This is a genomic window from Caulobacter sp. LARHSG274 (assembly GCF_052871235.1).
The window spans coordinates 119,104-132,868 of the sequence record NZ_JBIXJO010000012.1 but is presented as its reverse complement, the minus strand read 5'-3'; the positions used below and the strand labels follow the sequence as shown (position 1 = coordinate 132,868).

The window sequence follows — 13,765 nt, the reverse complement described above, 5'->3', positions numbered from 1 at the left end:
GTGGTCTGCGTGCTGGAGGCCATGAAGATGCAGAACATCATCCGCGCCGAGCGCGACGGCACCGTCAAGGCCGTCAACGCCAAGGCCGGAGACCCCGTCGCCGCCGACGAGGTCCTGGTGGAGTTCGGATGATGGACAGCAGCCTGATCATTCCCGGCCCCCGGACCAAGGCCGCCCTCGCCCTGCTCGAACGCCACCGCCGCCGCGGCCTCCAGCAGTCCCGTCACAGCCCAGCCGGATCCCAGCCCTTGACCCCCACACCGACGACGCCCTCGCCCGCCCGGCCGCTGCGCCAGATCGCGCCGACCGCCTCGACCATCCGCGAGGTCAGCCTGCAGCTGGGCCTGACCATGCGCGCCATCCGCCTCTATGAGGAGATGGGCCTGATCGCCTGCGGGCGCGGGGCCAAGAACATGCGCACGCTGGACGAGACCGCCAGGGCCACCCTGCGCGCCATCGTCGAGCTCAAGAGCCTGGGCCTGGCGATCTCCGAGATCGCCGAGCTGGCCTCGGAGATCTCGCCGCCGTCCTCGGCCCTGCGCACGCGCCTGGCCGACCACCTGGCCGCCCTCGACGACCAGCGGGAAGCCACGCTCGCCTATCTGGCGCGCCTCCCCGCCGGCTGAGGCGCGATGATCGAAGGCTGAATTAATTTTGCCCCGTCTCCCCGGCGAAGGCCGGGGCCCAGGTTCAGCCGTCGTACTGGCCGCTTATCCGAAACACACAGCCCTACGATCTGGGCCCCGGCCTTCGCCGGGGAGACGGAAGTAAGATGAGCGCCCTCATCTTGCTTTCCCGCGTCAGGCCAGCTTGATCGAAGCGTGGCCTTCGGGCGCGACGAACAGCGGCGCGCGGTCGCCATAGATCGGCGGCAGGCCCTTGGTGCTGATCCGCAGCAGGCGGCGGCGCTTGCCTTCCTCAGCGGAATATTCGATCGGCGTGGCCCGGTGCAGGGTCGCCAGGTTGTCCCAGATCAGCACGTCGCCAACCTCGGCCTTGAAGGCGATGTTGAAGCGCCGCGACACCGCGTGGGTCTTCAGCATCTCCAGCAGGGCCTCGCCCTCCTCCGGGTCCAGGCCCTCGACGCCGTAGGGCGTGCCGGCGACGGCGTAGAGATTGCGCCGGCCGCTGATCGGGTGGGTGATGACCAGCGGGTGGCGGGGCCGCTCGGCGGCCCGCTTCCTGGCCCGCACGCCGCCGTCGCGGTCGGCCGCGTCGGGGTCGAGCTTGATTGGAGTCTCGTCGGGCCCGCGCTTGCCGCCGACCAGCATGTGCTGGGCGTCGAGCGTGTCGATCCGGTCCCGGATCGCCGCCGGCAGCGCCTCATAGGCGGCGGTCAGGTCGGTGAAGCGGGTCTCGCCGCCCTCGACCGGCGCCTCGATCGCATAGAGCATGGTCGTGAAGGCCGGCACATATTCGTAAGAGCCGTCCGTATGCCAGAACGAGGCGCCGTCGCGGCGGCCCATGTCGTGGTCCGGCGAGTTGGAGATCGTGATCAGGGCTGGATAGTCCGGATCCAGGTCCTTGGTGAAGAAGAAGTCGATCGGCGCCCCGAACAGCCGGCCGAACCGGTCGTATTCGCCCTTGGTCAGGTCCTGGCCGCGGACGCGCAGGACGTGGTGCTCGGCCAGGGCGTCGACGAGGGCCTTGCCGTCCTCGGCGGAGAGGTCGCGCAGGTCGATGTCGGTGACGTCGGCGCCGAACGGCAGGTGGGGATAGAGTTTCATGGTCGTGTCCTCCGATTGGGGGTGATCGCGTCCAGGGCCGCGTCAGCCCTCGTCATTGACCCACCGGACGAAGCGGTGGAGCGGATAGAAGCCGTCGTGCGGCAGGCCGATCTCGGGGGTCGCCGCGCCGAGCGAGACGATGCGCTGGGCGCCGGCCGCAGCCAGCAGGTCGCGCAGGGCGCCCTTGCGCTGCGGCGGATAGACCCCGACGGTCTGGGTGGCGACATTGACATGGCGGAGGGCGTCCTCCAGCCGCTCGACGGCCACGACGTTGACGACCTTGCCTTCGGGATAGAAGTCGACCGCCTCGTCCGAGCGGATCACCAGGCCGCGCCCCTCATAGCCGCCCCAGACCCGGTAGTAGTCCTCCAGGTCGCGCAGGCCGTCGATCTCGTCGCGCAGGCCGCGGGCGAGCGGGCGCGGCTCGGCCGAGGCCGACCGACGGCCCTCGCCCAGCCTGGCCTGCAGCCGTTCGCAATAGCGGTCGACCTGGTCGAGCGAGCCCTCGATGAACTGGAAGCGGCTGGCGGTGCAGGCCTCCTGGTTCATGATCGTGGCGTCGTGGGCCCCGGCCTCGGCCGCCGCCTCCAGCGCCGCCTCGGAGGCGAAGGCCTCGCGGCCGATCAGCGAGATCGAGGTCTTGGGGTCGAAGGCCACCAGTTCCAGGCCGGGCCCGACATGTTTCAGCGCGCCCTTGATGGTGCTTTCGCCGCCCCAGGCGACGATCTTGTCGAAATATTGCGGCCGGAACAGCAGGCCCTCGACCGCCTCGTCGCCGCCGCGCCAATAGGCGGCCGAGAACGACCGGGCCACCGGGTGGCCGGGCGCGGCCTCGGACAGGGCGGCCAGGATGGCCGGGGCGCTGAACAGCTCGTTCGACGGCAGCTTCAGCAGGTGCGCGCCCTTGGTCAGGGCCCCGCGGATTACGGTGTTGGCGGCCACGCCGGGCGAATTGCCGGCGATCACGTGCAGCAGCCGGCAGGGGAAGGCCCGCACCCGGGCCGGCCGCCCCGACGGCGTCGCCACCTCGCGCCAGCCGTCCAGCAGGTCCTTGCCGCCGATCTCCTGGGCGATCATGAACTCCATCGAGGCGCGGCTGAACATGTGGCCCAGGTGGGCGAAGGAGGTCTCGACCAGGTCGCGGGGGTAGAAGCCGGCGGCGACGCTGTGCTCCATCGCCTGGGCCAGGGCGCCGGAGGCGTCGCGCCTGAGGACCTCGCCGGTGGCGACCAGCACGTCGATGATCTCATCCACCGGCACGTCGGCGGCGGGGGTCGGAGTCGGGCGCGGCCAGACCAGGGCGCCGACGTCCAGCGGCGGGGTGGTGAAGCGATGCGGCGCGCGGCCGTATTCGGGACCGTCGCCCTCGACGGCCTGGCCCTTGACGACATGGCGGACGCGGGCGGGCGCCGCGGCGGGGGGAAGGATCGCGTTCATCAGGCCACGGCTCCGCGGATATAGGCGTCGATGGTGCCGGCGCAGCCGATGTGGTCGCTCTCGCCGGCCTGGGCGTAGCGGCTTATGGTGTCCAGGATGGTCGGGCCGGGCCGGCCGCAGGGGCAGTCCTTGAAGTCGATCGTCACCTTGTCGCCGCTGATCAGCCCGCCCCAGCGCCCCTCGTAGAGCAGGTCCAGAAAGGCGAACCGGCCCTCGACCACGCCGTCCTCGCCATCCTCGCCATCCTCTGCGGTCAGCAGGCGCTCGCCGTCGCGGTCCAGCAGCAGCCAGATCAGACCCGGCGGCCGGTGATAGCGGCCGCACTGGCACTTGGGACAGGTCTGGGCCATCTCGGTCATGCCATAGGCGTTGTTGCGGATGACCTTGCCGTAGAAGCGGTCGACCCGTTCCTTGTAGTCGTCGGGCAGGGTCACCCCCTTCAGCCCGCCGCCGGCGCTGACCAGGCTGTCGGGGTGGAAGCCGCCGTCCTCGACCCCCAGGGCCTTGGCGCGGTCGATGATCGCCATGTGCTGGGCCCACAGGGCCGAGACCACGATCGGCTCGTGGCGGTGGGCCAGCAGCTTGTCGACGAAGACGTCGAGGGCCGCGCCCATCCGCTCGCCCCGGGCCCGGGCCCGTTCCTGGGCGGCGGCGATCTCGCCCGGCGTCGCCAGACCCTCGGCCATGCGCTTGTTGAGGGCGGCCGAGGCGCTGATCTCGGCCAGGCGCAGCGGCTCGTCGGTCAGGAAGTGGGCCTCGCCGGGGCGGGCCCAGACGGCGGCCGAATTGACGGCGGCCTCGATGGCGCTGTTGGGCCCCTTCGACGGGCTGGTCAGGAACACCACCCGGCTGTTGTCGGCCTTGACGTAGGGCCAGCCGCTCATGCGGCGATAGTGGCGCTGCTTCTTCTCGGAGTCGCCGCGGGTGTGGTTCAGGAACGAGACCTTGCCGCTGGAGCCGCTGGTGGCCAGCACCATGTGGCCGGCGGCGCGCAGGCGGTCCATCCAGTCGTCGACGTCCGTGACGCCCTCGACGTCGACATCGGTCACCGTCTGGGTCGACAGGGTCTGCAGCCACTGCAGCAGCCGGTCCCACCGCCCCTGCTCGACGAAGCTGGCGGGATAGGACTTGTAGGAGGTGTGGGCGAACAGCAGCGGCACTAGGTCGTCGAGGCTGCGGATCTCGTCGACCCCGCTCTCGGCGGCGCGGCGGCGCAGGACCGGGATCTGCTGGCGGCGCTCGGCGAACAGTTCGCGGGCGGCCTCCAGCTGGCGGGCTTCGAGGTCGGGATACGACCGGTCGAAGACATCCTCGTGGACGGCCGCGTCCACCAATTCCGATCGAACCGACATGTCCTGGCGCTCCCAATTTTTCTTTGACGATGATCCTCCAAGGGCCGACGGTGCAGTGGCGATCTGGACAATCAGGTCGCTGAAACGGACACGACGGGAGAAAGCCGATGCCGCGCGTCGCCATCGTCGTCGCCGACGGAGTCCTGACCAATGCGGTGTTCGAGCTGGCCGACGGCCTGAGCCTGGCCAATCGCTACACCGAGCAGCAGTACGGCGAGCGCGAGGCGCTGCCGCCGACCCTCGACGTGCGGCTGGTCTCGGCCTCCGGCGAGGCGGTGCGGGCCGAGAACGGGCGACTGCTGGCGGTCGACGAGGGACTGCACTCGGGGCCCTATGACCTGATCTATGTCGCCCCGTTCGCGATCGGCAAGCCCGAGGCCCTGGCCGCCCGGCTGGAACCGCTGCACGCCGTCAGCGACTGGGCCGCCGCGGCGCACCGCCAGGGCGTCCGGCTGGCGGCGAGCGGCAGCGGCATTGCGGTCCTGGCCCGGGCCGGCGTGCTCGCCGACGTCGTGGTTCCCCTGCCCTGGTGGCTCGAACGGGCGATGGCGCGGCTCCACCCGCACCTGACCTTCGACGTCGCGCGCCAGGTGCAGGTGCATGACGACCTGTTCCTGGCCGGGCCCCACGCCGCCGAGCCGGCCCTGGCGGTGCGGATCATCGAGGCGATCATGTCGCCGGACGTGGCGACCTGGATCGAGCGGATCACCGGCATCGACCGCTATCCCGACGGGCCCGACCCGGCCCTGGCCTTCTCGCCCACGGTGCTGCGCGAGGACGAACTGGTGAAGCGGGCCGCCCACTGGCTGCAGCTGCGCTTCGCCCAGAAGCCGCAGATGGCCGACCTGTCGGCGGCGATGGCGGTCCATCCCCGCACCCTGTCGCGGCGGTTCACGGCCAGCCTGGGCATGACGCCGGTCGACTATCTGCAGCGGCTGCGCGTCGAGGCGGCCAAGCGGATGCTGGCCCGTTCGAACCGCAAGGTGGACCGGGTCGGCTACCTGGTCGGCTATGCCGATCCGCGGTTCTTCAAGAGCCTGTTTCGCAAGCACACCGGCCTGACCCCGGGCGAGTACCGCCGCCGGGCCCGGAGCGGCGCGTCGACCTAAAGCGGCCTGCGCGCCCTCACCCCCGGCTCGGCCGGATAGCGGCCGAGCAGCAGATAGGCGCCGGCGGCCACGGCGAACAAGACGGCGGCGCCGACCAGGGCCTGGTTGTAGGACTTGAAGTGGTCGAAGGCGAAGCCGAAGGCGATGCCGCCCAGGGCGGCGAAGGCGGCGATGAACAGGGTGCTGAGGCCGTAGATGGCGGCGAACGACTTCATGCCGAAATAGCGGGCGATGATGAAGGCGATCACGTCGATCTCCGCCCCCTGGGCCAGGCCGATCAGCACCAGGCCCAGGCCCGCCATCACTGGGGTCGGCGTGCCGGGCAGCAGCAGGGCGATGCCGACCACCGGCAGCAGGGTGAAGGCGCAGCCGACCGCCGGGGCCCAGATCCGGTCGACCAGCAGTCCGGTCGTCAGGGTGCCGACCACCACGGAGATGGCCAGCAACGCGCTGTACTGGGCGGCGACGCCGGCCGGCAGGCCCTTGTCGGTCAGCATCGGCTGCAGCTGGCTGAGGATGCCCACGCAAGGTCCGTAGGTCAGGGCCGCCGCGGCGCAGACCAGCAGGACGCGGTAGTCCGAAACCAGGGCCAGCCACAGGGCCGGATTAAGGATCGAGATCGGCTTGCCCTGGCTGTTCAGCTCCACCGCCTCGCGCCGGTCGCGGACCAGGAACCAGCTGATCGGCAGGGCCACCAGCAGGGCGACGGCGGCCAGCAGGTAGTAGCCGGCCTGCCAGCCATGGGTCTTGATGACATGATAGGCGGCGATCGGCATGAAGGCCCCGGCCAGGGAATAGCCGATCCGCGACACCGCCAGCGCCGTGCCCCGCGAAGTGGTGAACCAGCCGGCCACGGCGCGGGTGAAGGCCACGCCCGTCGTGCCCATGCCGGCGAAGACCAACAGGCCGTAGGCAGCGACGAACAGGGCGTAGTTGCCGCCGCTGTGGGCGATCAGCAGGTAGCTGGCCCCGACCAGGGCCAGGCAGGTGCACAGCACCGGCCGCACCCCGACCCGGTCGATCAGCCGGCCGAACAGCGGCGCGGCCAGGCCGGCGAACAGGGCCACCTGGAAGGCCAGGGCGATCTGGCCCCGGCTCCAGCCGAACGCCGCCTGCAGCGGCTGGACGAACTGGCTGGAGGTGAACGACCAGCCGCCATAGCCCAGGCCCATGGCGATGAAGGTGCCCAGCACCACTTTCCAATGGGCGCGCCATTCGGCCTTGGCGGTCTGGTCGAACATCGGCGCCTCGTCAAAAGTTACCATCGGTGTCGCCTTTCGACGCGCTCAGGCGGCGCGTTCGAGCCGGACATTGAAATCGCGGATGTAGCCGCCCATGACCTGGTCGATGCTGGCGTAGTCGAGATCGAACGCCTCCATCGAATAGGCATGGCGCGGTCCCCGGGCGTGAGCCTCGCGGTCGGCGGCCATCCAGGCCTCGACCGCCGCGGCGCGCTCGGGCGTGAAGCTCACGCCGAACTGGGCGTAGCAGCGGGCCAGCTCCCTCAGCGGATCGGCCTGGACCTCCAGGTAGTGGGCGTCGAAGAACTGGTCCGGACGCTCGTTGCGCACCTGGGCGGCGCGGCGCATCGACTGCGACTGGCGTTCGAGCATGCCGAACGAGCCGGCCGGCGTGACGTTCGAGAACAGGCCGTAATTGACCGCCAGGTTGTTGGACAGCGAGGCCAGCACTTTGGCCGGATCGCGATGGCACAGCACCACCCCGGCGTCGGGGAACACCTCGACCAAGTCGCGCATCCACCAGTCATGGGCCGGGGTCTTGAGCACCCATCGGTCGCGCTTGAAGCGGTGCTGCAGGTGCTGGAGGGCGCGTTTCTGCTCCTCGTAGACCGGCTTCATGTCGATGGAATAGAGCAGCTTGGCGTAGTTGGGGACGTTCCACCAGGCCGGGTAGTTGACCGTCAGCAGCGACATCTCCCACAGGAAGTTGCACTCCTCCGGGCGCTCCGGGCCGTAGGGGTGGATGCCCTGCATGGCCGGCGACAGGAAGCCCTCGAAGTCGAGGGCGTCGCGACAGGCCTCGATGCGGGGATCGCTCGTGTAGGTCTCTTCCAGCGGCGGCGGCGACGGGAACATGATCTCCCACATCCGCGGCGAGCGGTTGGCGGGATCGGCGGCCAGCAGGTTGTGGAAGAAGGTCGATCCGGCCCGCGGCAGGCCAGCCACGAAGATCGGCTTGACGATCGCCTCGTCGGCGATGGCGGGGAACCGCTTGCGGTCCTCGGCCAGCAGCAGCCGGCCCTTGAGGTTGTCGACCAGCCGCCGCCGGGCCCGCTCGACGCCGAGGGCGTTGAGATTGGCGTGGGCGATCAGGTCCAGCGACAAGACGTCGAGCGGCTCGCGGAAAACGTCGCCGCCCCAGTCGATCAGGCCGGTCGAGTCCTGGGCGGCGCTCATCAGGCTGTCGGCGTCCAGCGGGTGCGACATGAGCATTCCTCCACGCGCCGCCTGTTCCGCGGCTTGTGACGAAGCCTAGGGCCGGCGGGTCGGCGGCGTCACCGCCCCGGCCCAAGGCATCGCGTTCGTGATAACCGCGCCAATGGGTTTCCATGACCGGGAAATGACGAGTCATGGTGGCGCATGGACGCTCCAACGCCCTTCGAGATCGCCGTGCCGGAGGCGCGCCTGCAGCACATCCGCGCGGGCCTGCGGGCGGCGGACATCACCTATGCGCCGCCCGGGTCGGGCTGGGCCTATGGCGTCGACGCCGCCTATCTGCGCGAACTGATCGACTACTGGCTGGAGACCTATGACTGGCGGCGCTGGGAGGCGCATCTCAACCGCTTCGCCCAGTTCAGCGTCCGCATCGACGACGTCGACGTGCGCTTCCAGCACATCCGCGGATCGGGCGGCCGCGGCCCGATCCTGATGACCCACGGCTGGCCAGGCTCGATCCTGGAGTTCGACCAGGCCGCCGAGCGGCTGGCCTTTCCCGAGCGCTTCGGCGGCCGGGCCGAGGACGGCTTCGACCTGGTGATCCCGTCCCTGCCCGGCTTCGGCTTCTCCACCCGACCGACGGCCCCGATCGGTCCGCGCCGGGTGGCGCAGATGTGGCGCGTGCTGATGGTCGAGCGCCTGGGCTACGAGCGGTTCTTCGTGCAAGGCGGCGACTTCGGCAGCCCGGTGTCCAGCTGGCTGGCCCATGACGCGCCCGAGCACGTCGCCGGCCTGCACCTGAACCTGTGCATCCCGCTGCCCGTCCCCGCCGACCAGGCCGTCGAGGGCGAGGTCGCCTGGCGCGCCGCCTACGAGGCGGTCCAGCGGCGCGAGTCCGCCTACATGTTCGAGCACATGACCAAGCCGCAGACGATCGGCGCGGCCCTGACCGCCAGCCCGGTCGCCTTCGCCGCCTGGGTGATCGAGAAGTTCCACGGCTGGGCCGACACCGGCGGCGACATCGAGAGCCGGTTCAGCAAGGACCAGCTGATCACCAACCTGATGCTCTATCTGGTCAATGACGCGGTCTCGTCGTCGATCTGGATGTACGCCGGGACCGCGGCCGAGGCGGCCGCCGGCCAGCTGTCGGGCCTGAAGGTCACCGCGCCGACCGCCGTCGGCCTCTATCCGGCCGAGTTCCTGCCGGCCGCGCCGCGCGCCGCCATGGCCCGCAACTGGAACCTGGTCCGCCTGGCTTACATGCCGGCCGGCGGCCATTTCGCAGCCTTCGAAGAGCCCGAGGCCTTCGCCGACGACGTCCGTCAGTTCTTTCTCAGCCTATGACCGCAGGAGCCGCGCCATGAAGGTCCGCTATCCCAAGTGGGGCTATGCCGACACCCCGCCGCATTGGTCGCCCCATATCGAATATGTCCAGGCGCGCAACGCCGCCTCGACCATCCCGTCCTATGTCGAGCCGTTCCTGGTCAAGATCATGATCCAGGCCCGGCAGGTGCTCGACCAGAAGGACAGCCCGCTGGACCGCGACCTGGTGATCTTCATCAAGCAGGAGGCCCAGCACTGCAAGCAGCACGACCTCTTCAACAAGCAGCTGCACGCCGCCGGCTATGACGGCATCAAGACGTTCGAGGCCGAGCTGGAGACCACCTACGAGGACTTCCTGGCCAACAAGTCCTTGAAGTTCAACTGCGCCTATGCCGAGGGCTTCGAGGCCCTGGGCTCGGGCATGGCCCAGGTGGTGTTCGACGGCAAGCTGGCGGAATTCGAGGCCAGCGAGCCCAATCCCGGCTCGGAACTGTGGCGCTGGCACCTGGCCGAGGAGTTCGAGCACCGCAGCGTCGCCTTCGACATCTACCAGACCCTGTTCGCCCGCAAGAACCCGGTGGCCGGCTATTTCTATCGGCTCTACGGCTTCTTCTTCGCCCTCAAGCACCTGGGCGGCTATTCGCGGCGGGCCGCCGACTATCTGCTGTCGGTCGACCGGTCTCGCATGACTCCGGAAGAGGTCAAGCAGTCCCTGGCGCGCGAGGCCCATTTCAAGAAGACCTACGCCCGGCTGATGGTCCCCAAGCTGCTGATGGTGCTGTCGCCCTTCTACAATCCCGGCAAGAAGAAGGTCCCGCCGGCCCTGGCCCGTTACCTGGAAGGCTTCGAGGCGCGGACGGTCTGACAATAGAAAAGCCGCCAGGACCGGATCCTGGCGGCTTTTGTCTGTGTCCTGACGAAGATCAGGCGGCCAGCGCCACCGGCATGCCGATGCCGAACAGCTCCTCGAAGGCGCCCAGGGTCACGCGGCGACGGACCGCCGGCGGGACGTGGTCGAACAGCTGGTGCAGCACTTCCTGGGTATGCGGATAGGTGCCCTCCAGGTGCGGATAGTCCGAGCCCCACAGCGCGTTCTGATAGTCGTGGGCGATCACCGCCGGCAGGGCCGTGACGTCGTGCTGGAACGACGAATAGACCTGCTGCTTGATGATCTCGCTGGGCAGGCGCGACAGCTTGGGATGGGCGTACTTGTTGTGCTGGCGATAGGCCTCGTCGAGGCGGTCGCCCGTGGCCGGCACCCAGGCGACGCCGGCCTCGGCGGTCATGATCTTCAGCTTCTGGAACCGGTCCAGGGCGCCGCCCGAGATCATGTGCACGACGCTGCGCTGCACCGGCACGGTGGTTTCCCAGTAGTTGATCAGGGCCCCGCCGGCCCCGCGGGTGACGATCAGGTTCGAGGTGCCGGTGCCGACGTGGAAGCACACCACCATCCCGGCCTCCTCGCAGACCTGCCAGATTCGGTCGAATTCGGGCATGTTGTATTCGAGATGGCTGGGCAGGGTGGCCGGCAGGCAGATCGACTTGAAGCCCAGGGCCGCCACGCGCTTGGTCTCCTCGACGGCGTCGTCGAAGTCGAGCACCGAGATCAGCGCCGTGGCCAGCAGGCGGTCGGAGCGCTTGAGCATGTCGCTGTGGGCCCAGTCGTTATAGACCTTCACCGACTCGTGCATCAGCTGGCGGTCTTTCATCACCGACAGCCAGATGCCCACCGACGGGAAGACGACCTCGGCCCAGATGCCCTGCTCGTCCAGGTCGGCCAGCCGCAGATCGAGGTTCTCCGAGCCGGGCGGGGTGATGGCGTCGATCATCGAGGCGGCGGCGAAGAACACCTTCTCGTCGTCGACCACATAGATGTCGTGCTTGCCGTCGCGGACCATGTGCGGGCCGCGCGTCCTCAGCGACGGCGGCAGATTGTCGGTCCAGAGCGTCTTGGGCTCCCAGACGTGGCTGTCGCCTGAGTTCACCCAGATCTTGTCGCCGGTGGTCATGATGATGGTCTCCTACCTGGGCCCCATCATCCCTCCGACTCCGCCATTGGTCAATAATATATATAATTGACGCGGACACCGACACAGGCCAGGCTGCCAGGGTCTCGAGGATGAACGATTGAGCCGGCACGATCCCAAAACCCCCAGCCGCTGGTCGCCCGACGCCCGGGTCGAGGGCAGCGCCCTGCACGTGCCCAAGACCTCGGAGGTCATCGCCCGCTGGCTGCGGCGCGAGCTGCTGCGCTCGCGCCCGCAGCCCGGCGACGCCCTGCCCTCCGAGACCGAGCTGCGCGAGCGGTTCGGCGTCTCGCGCCCGACCATCCGCGAGGCGGTGCGGATCCTGGAGACCCAGCACCTGGTCAAGGTGGCGCGCGGCGCGTTCGGCGGGGCGCGGTTCTCGCTGCCCGAGGCGCGCATGGTCTCGGAATCGACCGGCATCTACCTGCAGGCCCACGGCACCACCCACGCCGAGCTGAACGAGGCCCGCATCGCCTTGGAGCCTCGGCTGATCGGCTTCATGGCCGGCAAGCTGTCGCCCGAGGCGATCGCTCGCCTGCAGGCCGAGGTCCAGTTGCAGGGCGAGGCGGTCGACGACGTCCGCGCCTTCAGCCGGGCGCACGAGGATTTCTACGCCGTCCTGGCCGAGGTCTGCCCCAACCGGCTGATCGCCCTGGAGCTCCTGACCCTGCGCGACCTGATCCAGGCCCAGACCGAGCTGGTCGGCGACACCTGGGTCCAGCACGCGCCCCGCTCGCGGGCCGGCATGGTCCGCCATGTCGAGGTCAAGCGCGAGGTCGTCGACCACCTCGAGGCCGGCCGCGCCGCCGAGGCCGAGGCCCTGTGGACGCGGATGCTGGAGGCCCAGCAGCGCCTGACCGCCGAGATCGGCGTCGGCGACGAACCGATCGAGGCCCTGTGACCGCCGCCAAGGACCATATCGAGCTGACCCCGCTGGGCGACGGCGTGCGCCTGTGCGCCAGCTGCATCCCGCGCGGCCGCTGCCGCCTGGGCCTGCGCGGCCAGGGGCTGGACGCCGAGGGCGTCGCCCACTTCCACCTGGAATGCGACTCCGGCCACGAGGGCGGCCCGGGCGTGGCCCATGGCGGCTGGACCGCCTCGGTGCTGGACGAGATGCTGGGCAGCGTCGCCCTGCTGCACAAGCGCCTGACGGTGACCAAGAGCCTGACGGTCGAGTTCCTGCGGCCCGTGCCGATCAACCAGCCGCTGCTCGGCCGGTCGTGGAACGAGCGTATCGACGGCCATCGCTGGCACAACGCCGGCGAGATCACCCTGGCCGCCACCGGCGCCCTGCTCGGCCGCGCCGTCGGCGTGTTCTCCGAGCGCGACCCCAGCCATTTCCAGCGCCACCAGGAATGGCTGGCGACCCAGATCGGCGAGGCGCCTTAGGCGCCTACTGGATCGTCACCGCCTGCAGCACGCCGTCCATCTCGCGGGCCGTGGCCGGCGTGATGTCCATGGCGTTGTTCCAGCCATAGGCGTTGTCGCGCTCGATCACCACGCCGCAGGCGTTGCGGGTGATGATCCGGCTGAGCGCGTCGTTGAGCGTGCGGTCGACCTGCTGCTGGCCGCGGGTCTGGGCGGCGATGAAGCGAGCGTTCTGCTGCTGGTCCAGGGTCTGGGCCTGCTGGTTGAGGCCGGCCAGCTGGCGCTGGAACTCGATCGGCGCGATCACCCCCTGCTGGGCCTCCAGCAGCCGCCGCTGCTGGTCGATCGAGGCGCGCCGCTGCGCCAGGTCGGCGTTCAGCGACGCCTGCATCTGGCGCAGCTGGGCCTGCAGCGACTGGCCGGCGCGCGAGGCGCTGATGGCCCCGGCCCGCGACAACAGGCACAGGCCCGCGACGGGCGGCCCGAAGGTCTGGGCCGAGGCCGGCGCGGCGGCCAGCATCGCCAGGCCGATGAGCAGAACCCCGATCGATCTCATCTCGCCCCCTCGCCCGGTCAGCTCGCCGCCGCCACCCGGTCGGCGCAGGACTTCTCCTGCCAGACCACTTCCGACACGGTGACATTGTAATGCCCGCGCGGCCGTATGAAACGGATTTCCATCCGGCAGCGCACCCGGTCGACGCTGCCCGGGGCCACCGGGAAGAACAGCACATAGTTCCACCGCCGCCGGACGCTCTCGGCGAAATGCGGCGGGCCGAGCAGCGGATAGATGCTGAACTTGTCGACCCCGGGCGTGATCAGCCGCACGGACGCGGGACTGACCGTCACGCCCAACTTGTCGCGCTCCCCCGGGACTTCGTGGAACGCGTTGGGATCGACGGTCGCCACATAGGTGGCGACAGAGGGGGTCGCGGCGTCTCCCGCAAGGGCCGCGGCCGGGCTCGCGAGGCTGAGCCCCGAAAGGATCGTGAGGATGAGGCGCTGGGCTTTCATCGTGTCCTCCTTGGA

Annotated in this window: 15 protein-coding genes; 7 read left to right on the top strand and 8 right to left on the bottom strand. The window is 69.7% G+C overall.

Annotated features, from left to right (window positions below):
* Together ACIPQB_RS18285 and ACIPQB_RS18280 are read left to right on the top strand one after the other, a co-directional pair.
* On the top strand, positions 1 to 132 hold a 132-nt coding region (locus tag ACIPQB_RS18285; protein WP_446486686.1), incomplete at its 5' end, for an acetyl-CoA carboxylase biotin carboxyl carrier protein subunit.
* Positions 129 to 626 carry a MerR family transcriptional regulator gene (locus ACIPQB_RS18280; RefSeq protein ID WP_446486681.1) on the top strand — a complete coding sequence of 166 codons (498 nt, stop codon included), beginning with the start codon at positions 129 to 131 and terminating at the stop codon, positions 624 to 626. The genes ACIPQB_RS18285 and ACIPQB_RS18280, both read left to right, overlap by 4 nt.
* Before the next feature lie 174 nt (positions 627 to 800).
* Here ACIPQB_RS18280 and ACIPQB_RS18275 read toward each other — a convergent pair whose 3' ends face one another.
* Genes ACIPQB_RS18275 through ACIPQB_RS18265 form a run of 3 tightly spaced genes read right to left on the bottom strand, consistent with a single transcriptional unit; the run spans position 801 to position 4,516 of the window.
* Positions 801 to 1,727 carry a TauD/TfdA dioxygenase family protein gene (locus ACIPQB_RS18275; protein WP_446486680.1) on the bottom strand — a complete coding sequence of 309 codons (927 nt, stop codon included), beginning with the start codon at positions 1,725 to 1,727 and terminating at the stop codon, positions 801 to 803.
* A 42-nt stretch (positions 1,728 to 1,769) separates the two neighbouring features.
* On the bottom strand, positions 1,770 to 3,164 hold the full coding sequence (locus tag ACIPQB_RS18270; RefSeq protein WP_446486679.1) for an acyl-CoA reductase: 1,395 nt from the start codon (positions 3,162 to 3,164) through the stop codon (positions 1,770 to 1,772).
* Positions 3,164 to 4,516: a hypothetical protein gene (locus ACIPQB_RS18265; RefSeq protein ID WP_446486678.1), complete on the bottom strand. Its 1,353-nt coding sequence runs from the start codon at positions 4,514 to 4,516 to the stop codon at positions 3,164 to 3,166. Before ACIPQB_RS18265 ends, ACIPQB_RS18270 begins: the two co-directional genes overlap by 1 nt.
* Positions 4,517 to 4,623: 107 nt before the next feature.
* Here ACIPQB_RS18265 and ACIPQB_RS18260 point away from each other — a divergent pair, with 107 nt between their 5' ends.
* A complete protein-coding gene (locus tag ACIPQB_RS18260; protein WP_446486677.1) occupies positions 4,624 to 5,625 on the top strand; it encodes a GlxA family transcriptional regulator in 1,002 nt (333 codons plus the stop codon).
* Here ACIPQB_RS18260 and ACIPQB_RS18255 read toward each other — a convergent pair.
* Both ACIPQB_RS18255 and ACIPQB_RS18250 read right to left on the bottom strand, forming a co-directional pair.
* Positions 5,622 to 6,890: an MFS transporter gene (locus ACIPQB_RS18255; protein ID WP_446486676.1), complete on the bottom strand. Its 1,269-nt coding sequence runs from the start codon at positions 6,888 to 6,890 to the stop codon at positions 5,622 to 5,624. The two genes, ACIPQB_RS18260 and ACIPQB_RS18255, sit on opposite strands and share 4 nt — an antisense overlap.
* 21 nt (positions 6,891 to 6,911) lie before the next feature.
* A complete protein-coding gene (locus ACIPQB_RS18250) occupies positions 6,912 to 8,072 on the bottom strand; it encodes a sulfotransferase family protein (protein WP_446486675.1) in 1,161 nt (386 codons plus the stop codon).
* Between the two features lie 153 nt (positions 8,073 to 8,225).
* On the opposite strand from ACIPQB_RS18250, the gene ACIPQB_RS18245 reads away from it, so the two are divergent.
* Positions 8,226 to 9,365 (top strand): epoxide hydrolase family protein, encoded by a 1,140-nt coding sequence (locus tag ACIPQB_RS18245; RefSeq protein WP_446486674.1) that lies wholly within the window; start codon positions 8,226 to 8,228, stop codon positions 9,363 to 9,365.
* Positions 9,366 to 9,381: 16 nt separating this feature from the next.
* Positions 9,382 to 10,209, top strand: a complete 828-nt coding sequence (locus ACIPQB_RS18240; RefSeq protein ID WP_446486673.1) for a metal-dependent hydrolase — start codon at positions 9,382 to 9,384, stop codon at positions 10,207 to 10,209.
* A 58-nt stretch (positions 10,210 to 10,267) separates the two neighbouring features.
* Here the strand turns inward: ACIPQB_RS18240 and ACIPQB_RS18235 are convergent, their stop codons facing one another.
* Positions 10,268 to 11,353, bottom strand: coding sequence for an amidohydrolase family protein (locus tag ACIPQB_RS18235; RefSeq protein WP_446486672.1), 1,086 nt, complete (start codon positions 11,351 to 11,353; stop codon positions 10,268 to 10,270).
* A gap of 118 nt (positions 11,354 to 11,471) precedes the next feature.
* On the opposite strand from ACIPQB_RS18235, the gene ACIPQB_RS18230 reads away from it, so the two are divergent.
* Positions 11,472 to 12,272 (top strand): FadR/GntR family transcriptional regulator, encoded by an 801-nt coding sequence (locus tag ACIPQB_RS18230; protein ID WP_446486671.1) that lies wholly within the window; start codon positions 11,472 to 11,474, stop codon positions 12,270 to 12,272.
* Positions 12,269 to 12,760 carry a PaaI family thioesterase gene (locus ACIPQB_RS18225; protein WP_446486670.1) on the top strand — a complete coding sequence of 164 codons (492 nt, stop codon included), beginning with the start codon at positions 12,269 to 12,271 and terminating at the stop codon, positions 12,758 to 12,760. The genes ACIPQB_RS18230 and ACIPQB_RS18225 overlap by 4 nt, the downstream gene beginning before the upstream one ends.
* A gap of 4 nt (positions 12,761 to 12,764) precedes the next feature.
* On the opposite strand, the gene ACIPQB_RS18220 is transcribed toward ACIPQB_RS18225, so the two are convergent.
* Positions 12,765 to 13,295, bottom strand: a complete 531-nt coding sequence (locus ACIPQB_RS18220) for an OmpH family outer membrane protein (RefSeq protein WP_446486669.1) — start codon at positions 13,293 to 13,295, stop codon at positions 12,765 to 12,767.
* A gap of 17 nt (positions 13,296 to 13,312) precedes the next feature.
* Positions 13,313 to 13,750, bottom strand: coding sequence for an outer membrane protein assembly factor BamE domain-containing protein (gene bamE, locus ACIPQB_RS18215; RefSeq protein WP_446486668.1), 438 nt, complete (start codon positions 13,748 to 13,750; stop codon positions 13,313 to 13,315).
* Positions 13,751 to 13,765: the final 15 nt, after the last annotated feature.

Excerpts from the sequence above, each read along its gene's own strand:
- ACIPQB_RS18240 (WP_446486673.1), top strand. The coding sequence starts at position 9,382 with ATGAAGGTCCGCTATCCCAAGTGGGGCTATGCCGACACCCCGCCGCAT.
- ACIPQB_RS18250 (WP_446486675.1), bottom strand. The coding sequence starts at position 8,072 with ATGTCGCACCCGCTGGACGCCGACAGCCTGATGAGCGCCGCCCAGGAC.
- bamE (WP_446486668.1), bottom strand. The coding sequence starts at position 13,750 with ATGAAAGCCCAGCGCCTCATCCTCACGATCCTTTCGGGGCTCAGCCTC.
- ACIPQB_RS18255 (WP_446486676.1), bottom strand. The coding sequence starts at position 6,890 with ATGGTAACTTTTGACGAGGCGCCGATGTTCGACCAGACCGCCAAGGCC.
- ACIPQB_RS18260 (WP_446486677.1), top strand. The coding sequence starts at position 4,624 with ATGCCGCGCGTCGCCATCGTCGTCGCCGACGGAGTCCTGACCAATGCG.
- ACIPQB_RS18220 (WP_446486669.1), bottom strand. The coding sequence starts at position 13,295 with ATGAGATCGATCGGGGTTCTGCTCATCGGCCTGGCGATGCTGGCCGCC.
- ACIPQB_RS18245 (WP_446486674.1), top strand. The coding sequence starts at position 8,226 with ATGGACGCTCCAACGCCCTTCGAGATCGCCGTGCCGGAGGCGCGCCTG.
- ACIPQB_RS18235 (WP_446486672.1), bottom strand. The coding sequence starts at position 11,353 with ATGACCACCGGCGACAAGATCTGGGTGAACTCAGGCGACAGCCACGTC.
- ACIPQB_RS18280 (WP_446486681.1), top strand. The coding sequence starts at position 129 with ATGATGGACAGCAGCCTGATCATTCCCGGCCCCCGGACCAAGGCCGCC.
- ACIPQB_RS18275 (WP_446486680.1), bottom strand. The coding sequence starts at position 1,727 with ATGAAACTCTATCCCCACCTGCCGTTCGGCGCCGACGTCACCGACATC.
- ACIPQB_RS18270 (WP_446486679.1), bottom strand. The coding sequence starts at position 3,164 with ATGAACGCGATCCTTCCCCCCGCCGCGGCGCCCGCCCGCGTCCGCCAT.
- ACIPQB_RS18265 (WP_446486678.1), bottom strand. The coding sequence starts at position 4,516 with ATGTCGGTTCGATCGGAATTGGTGGACGCGGCCGTCCACGAGGATGTC.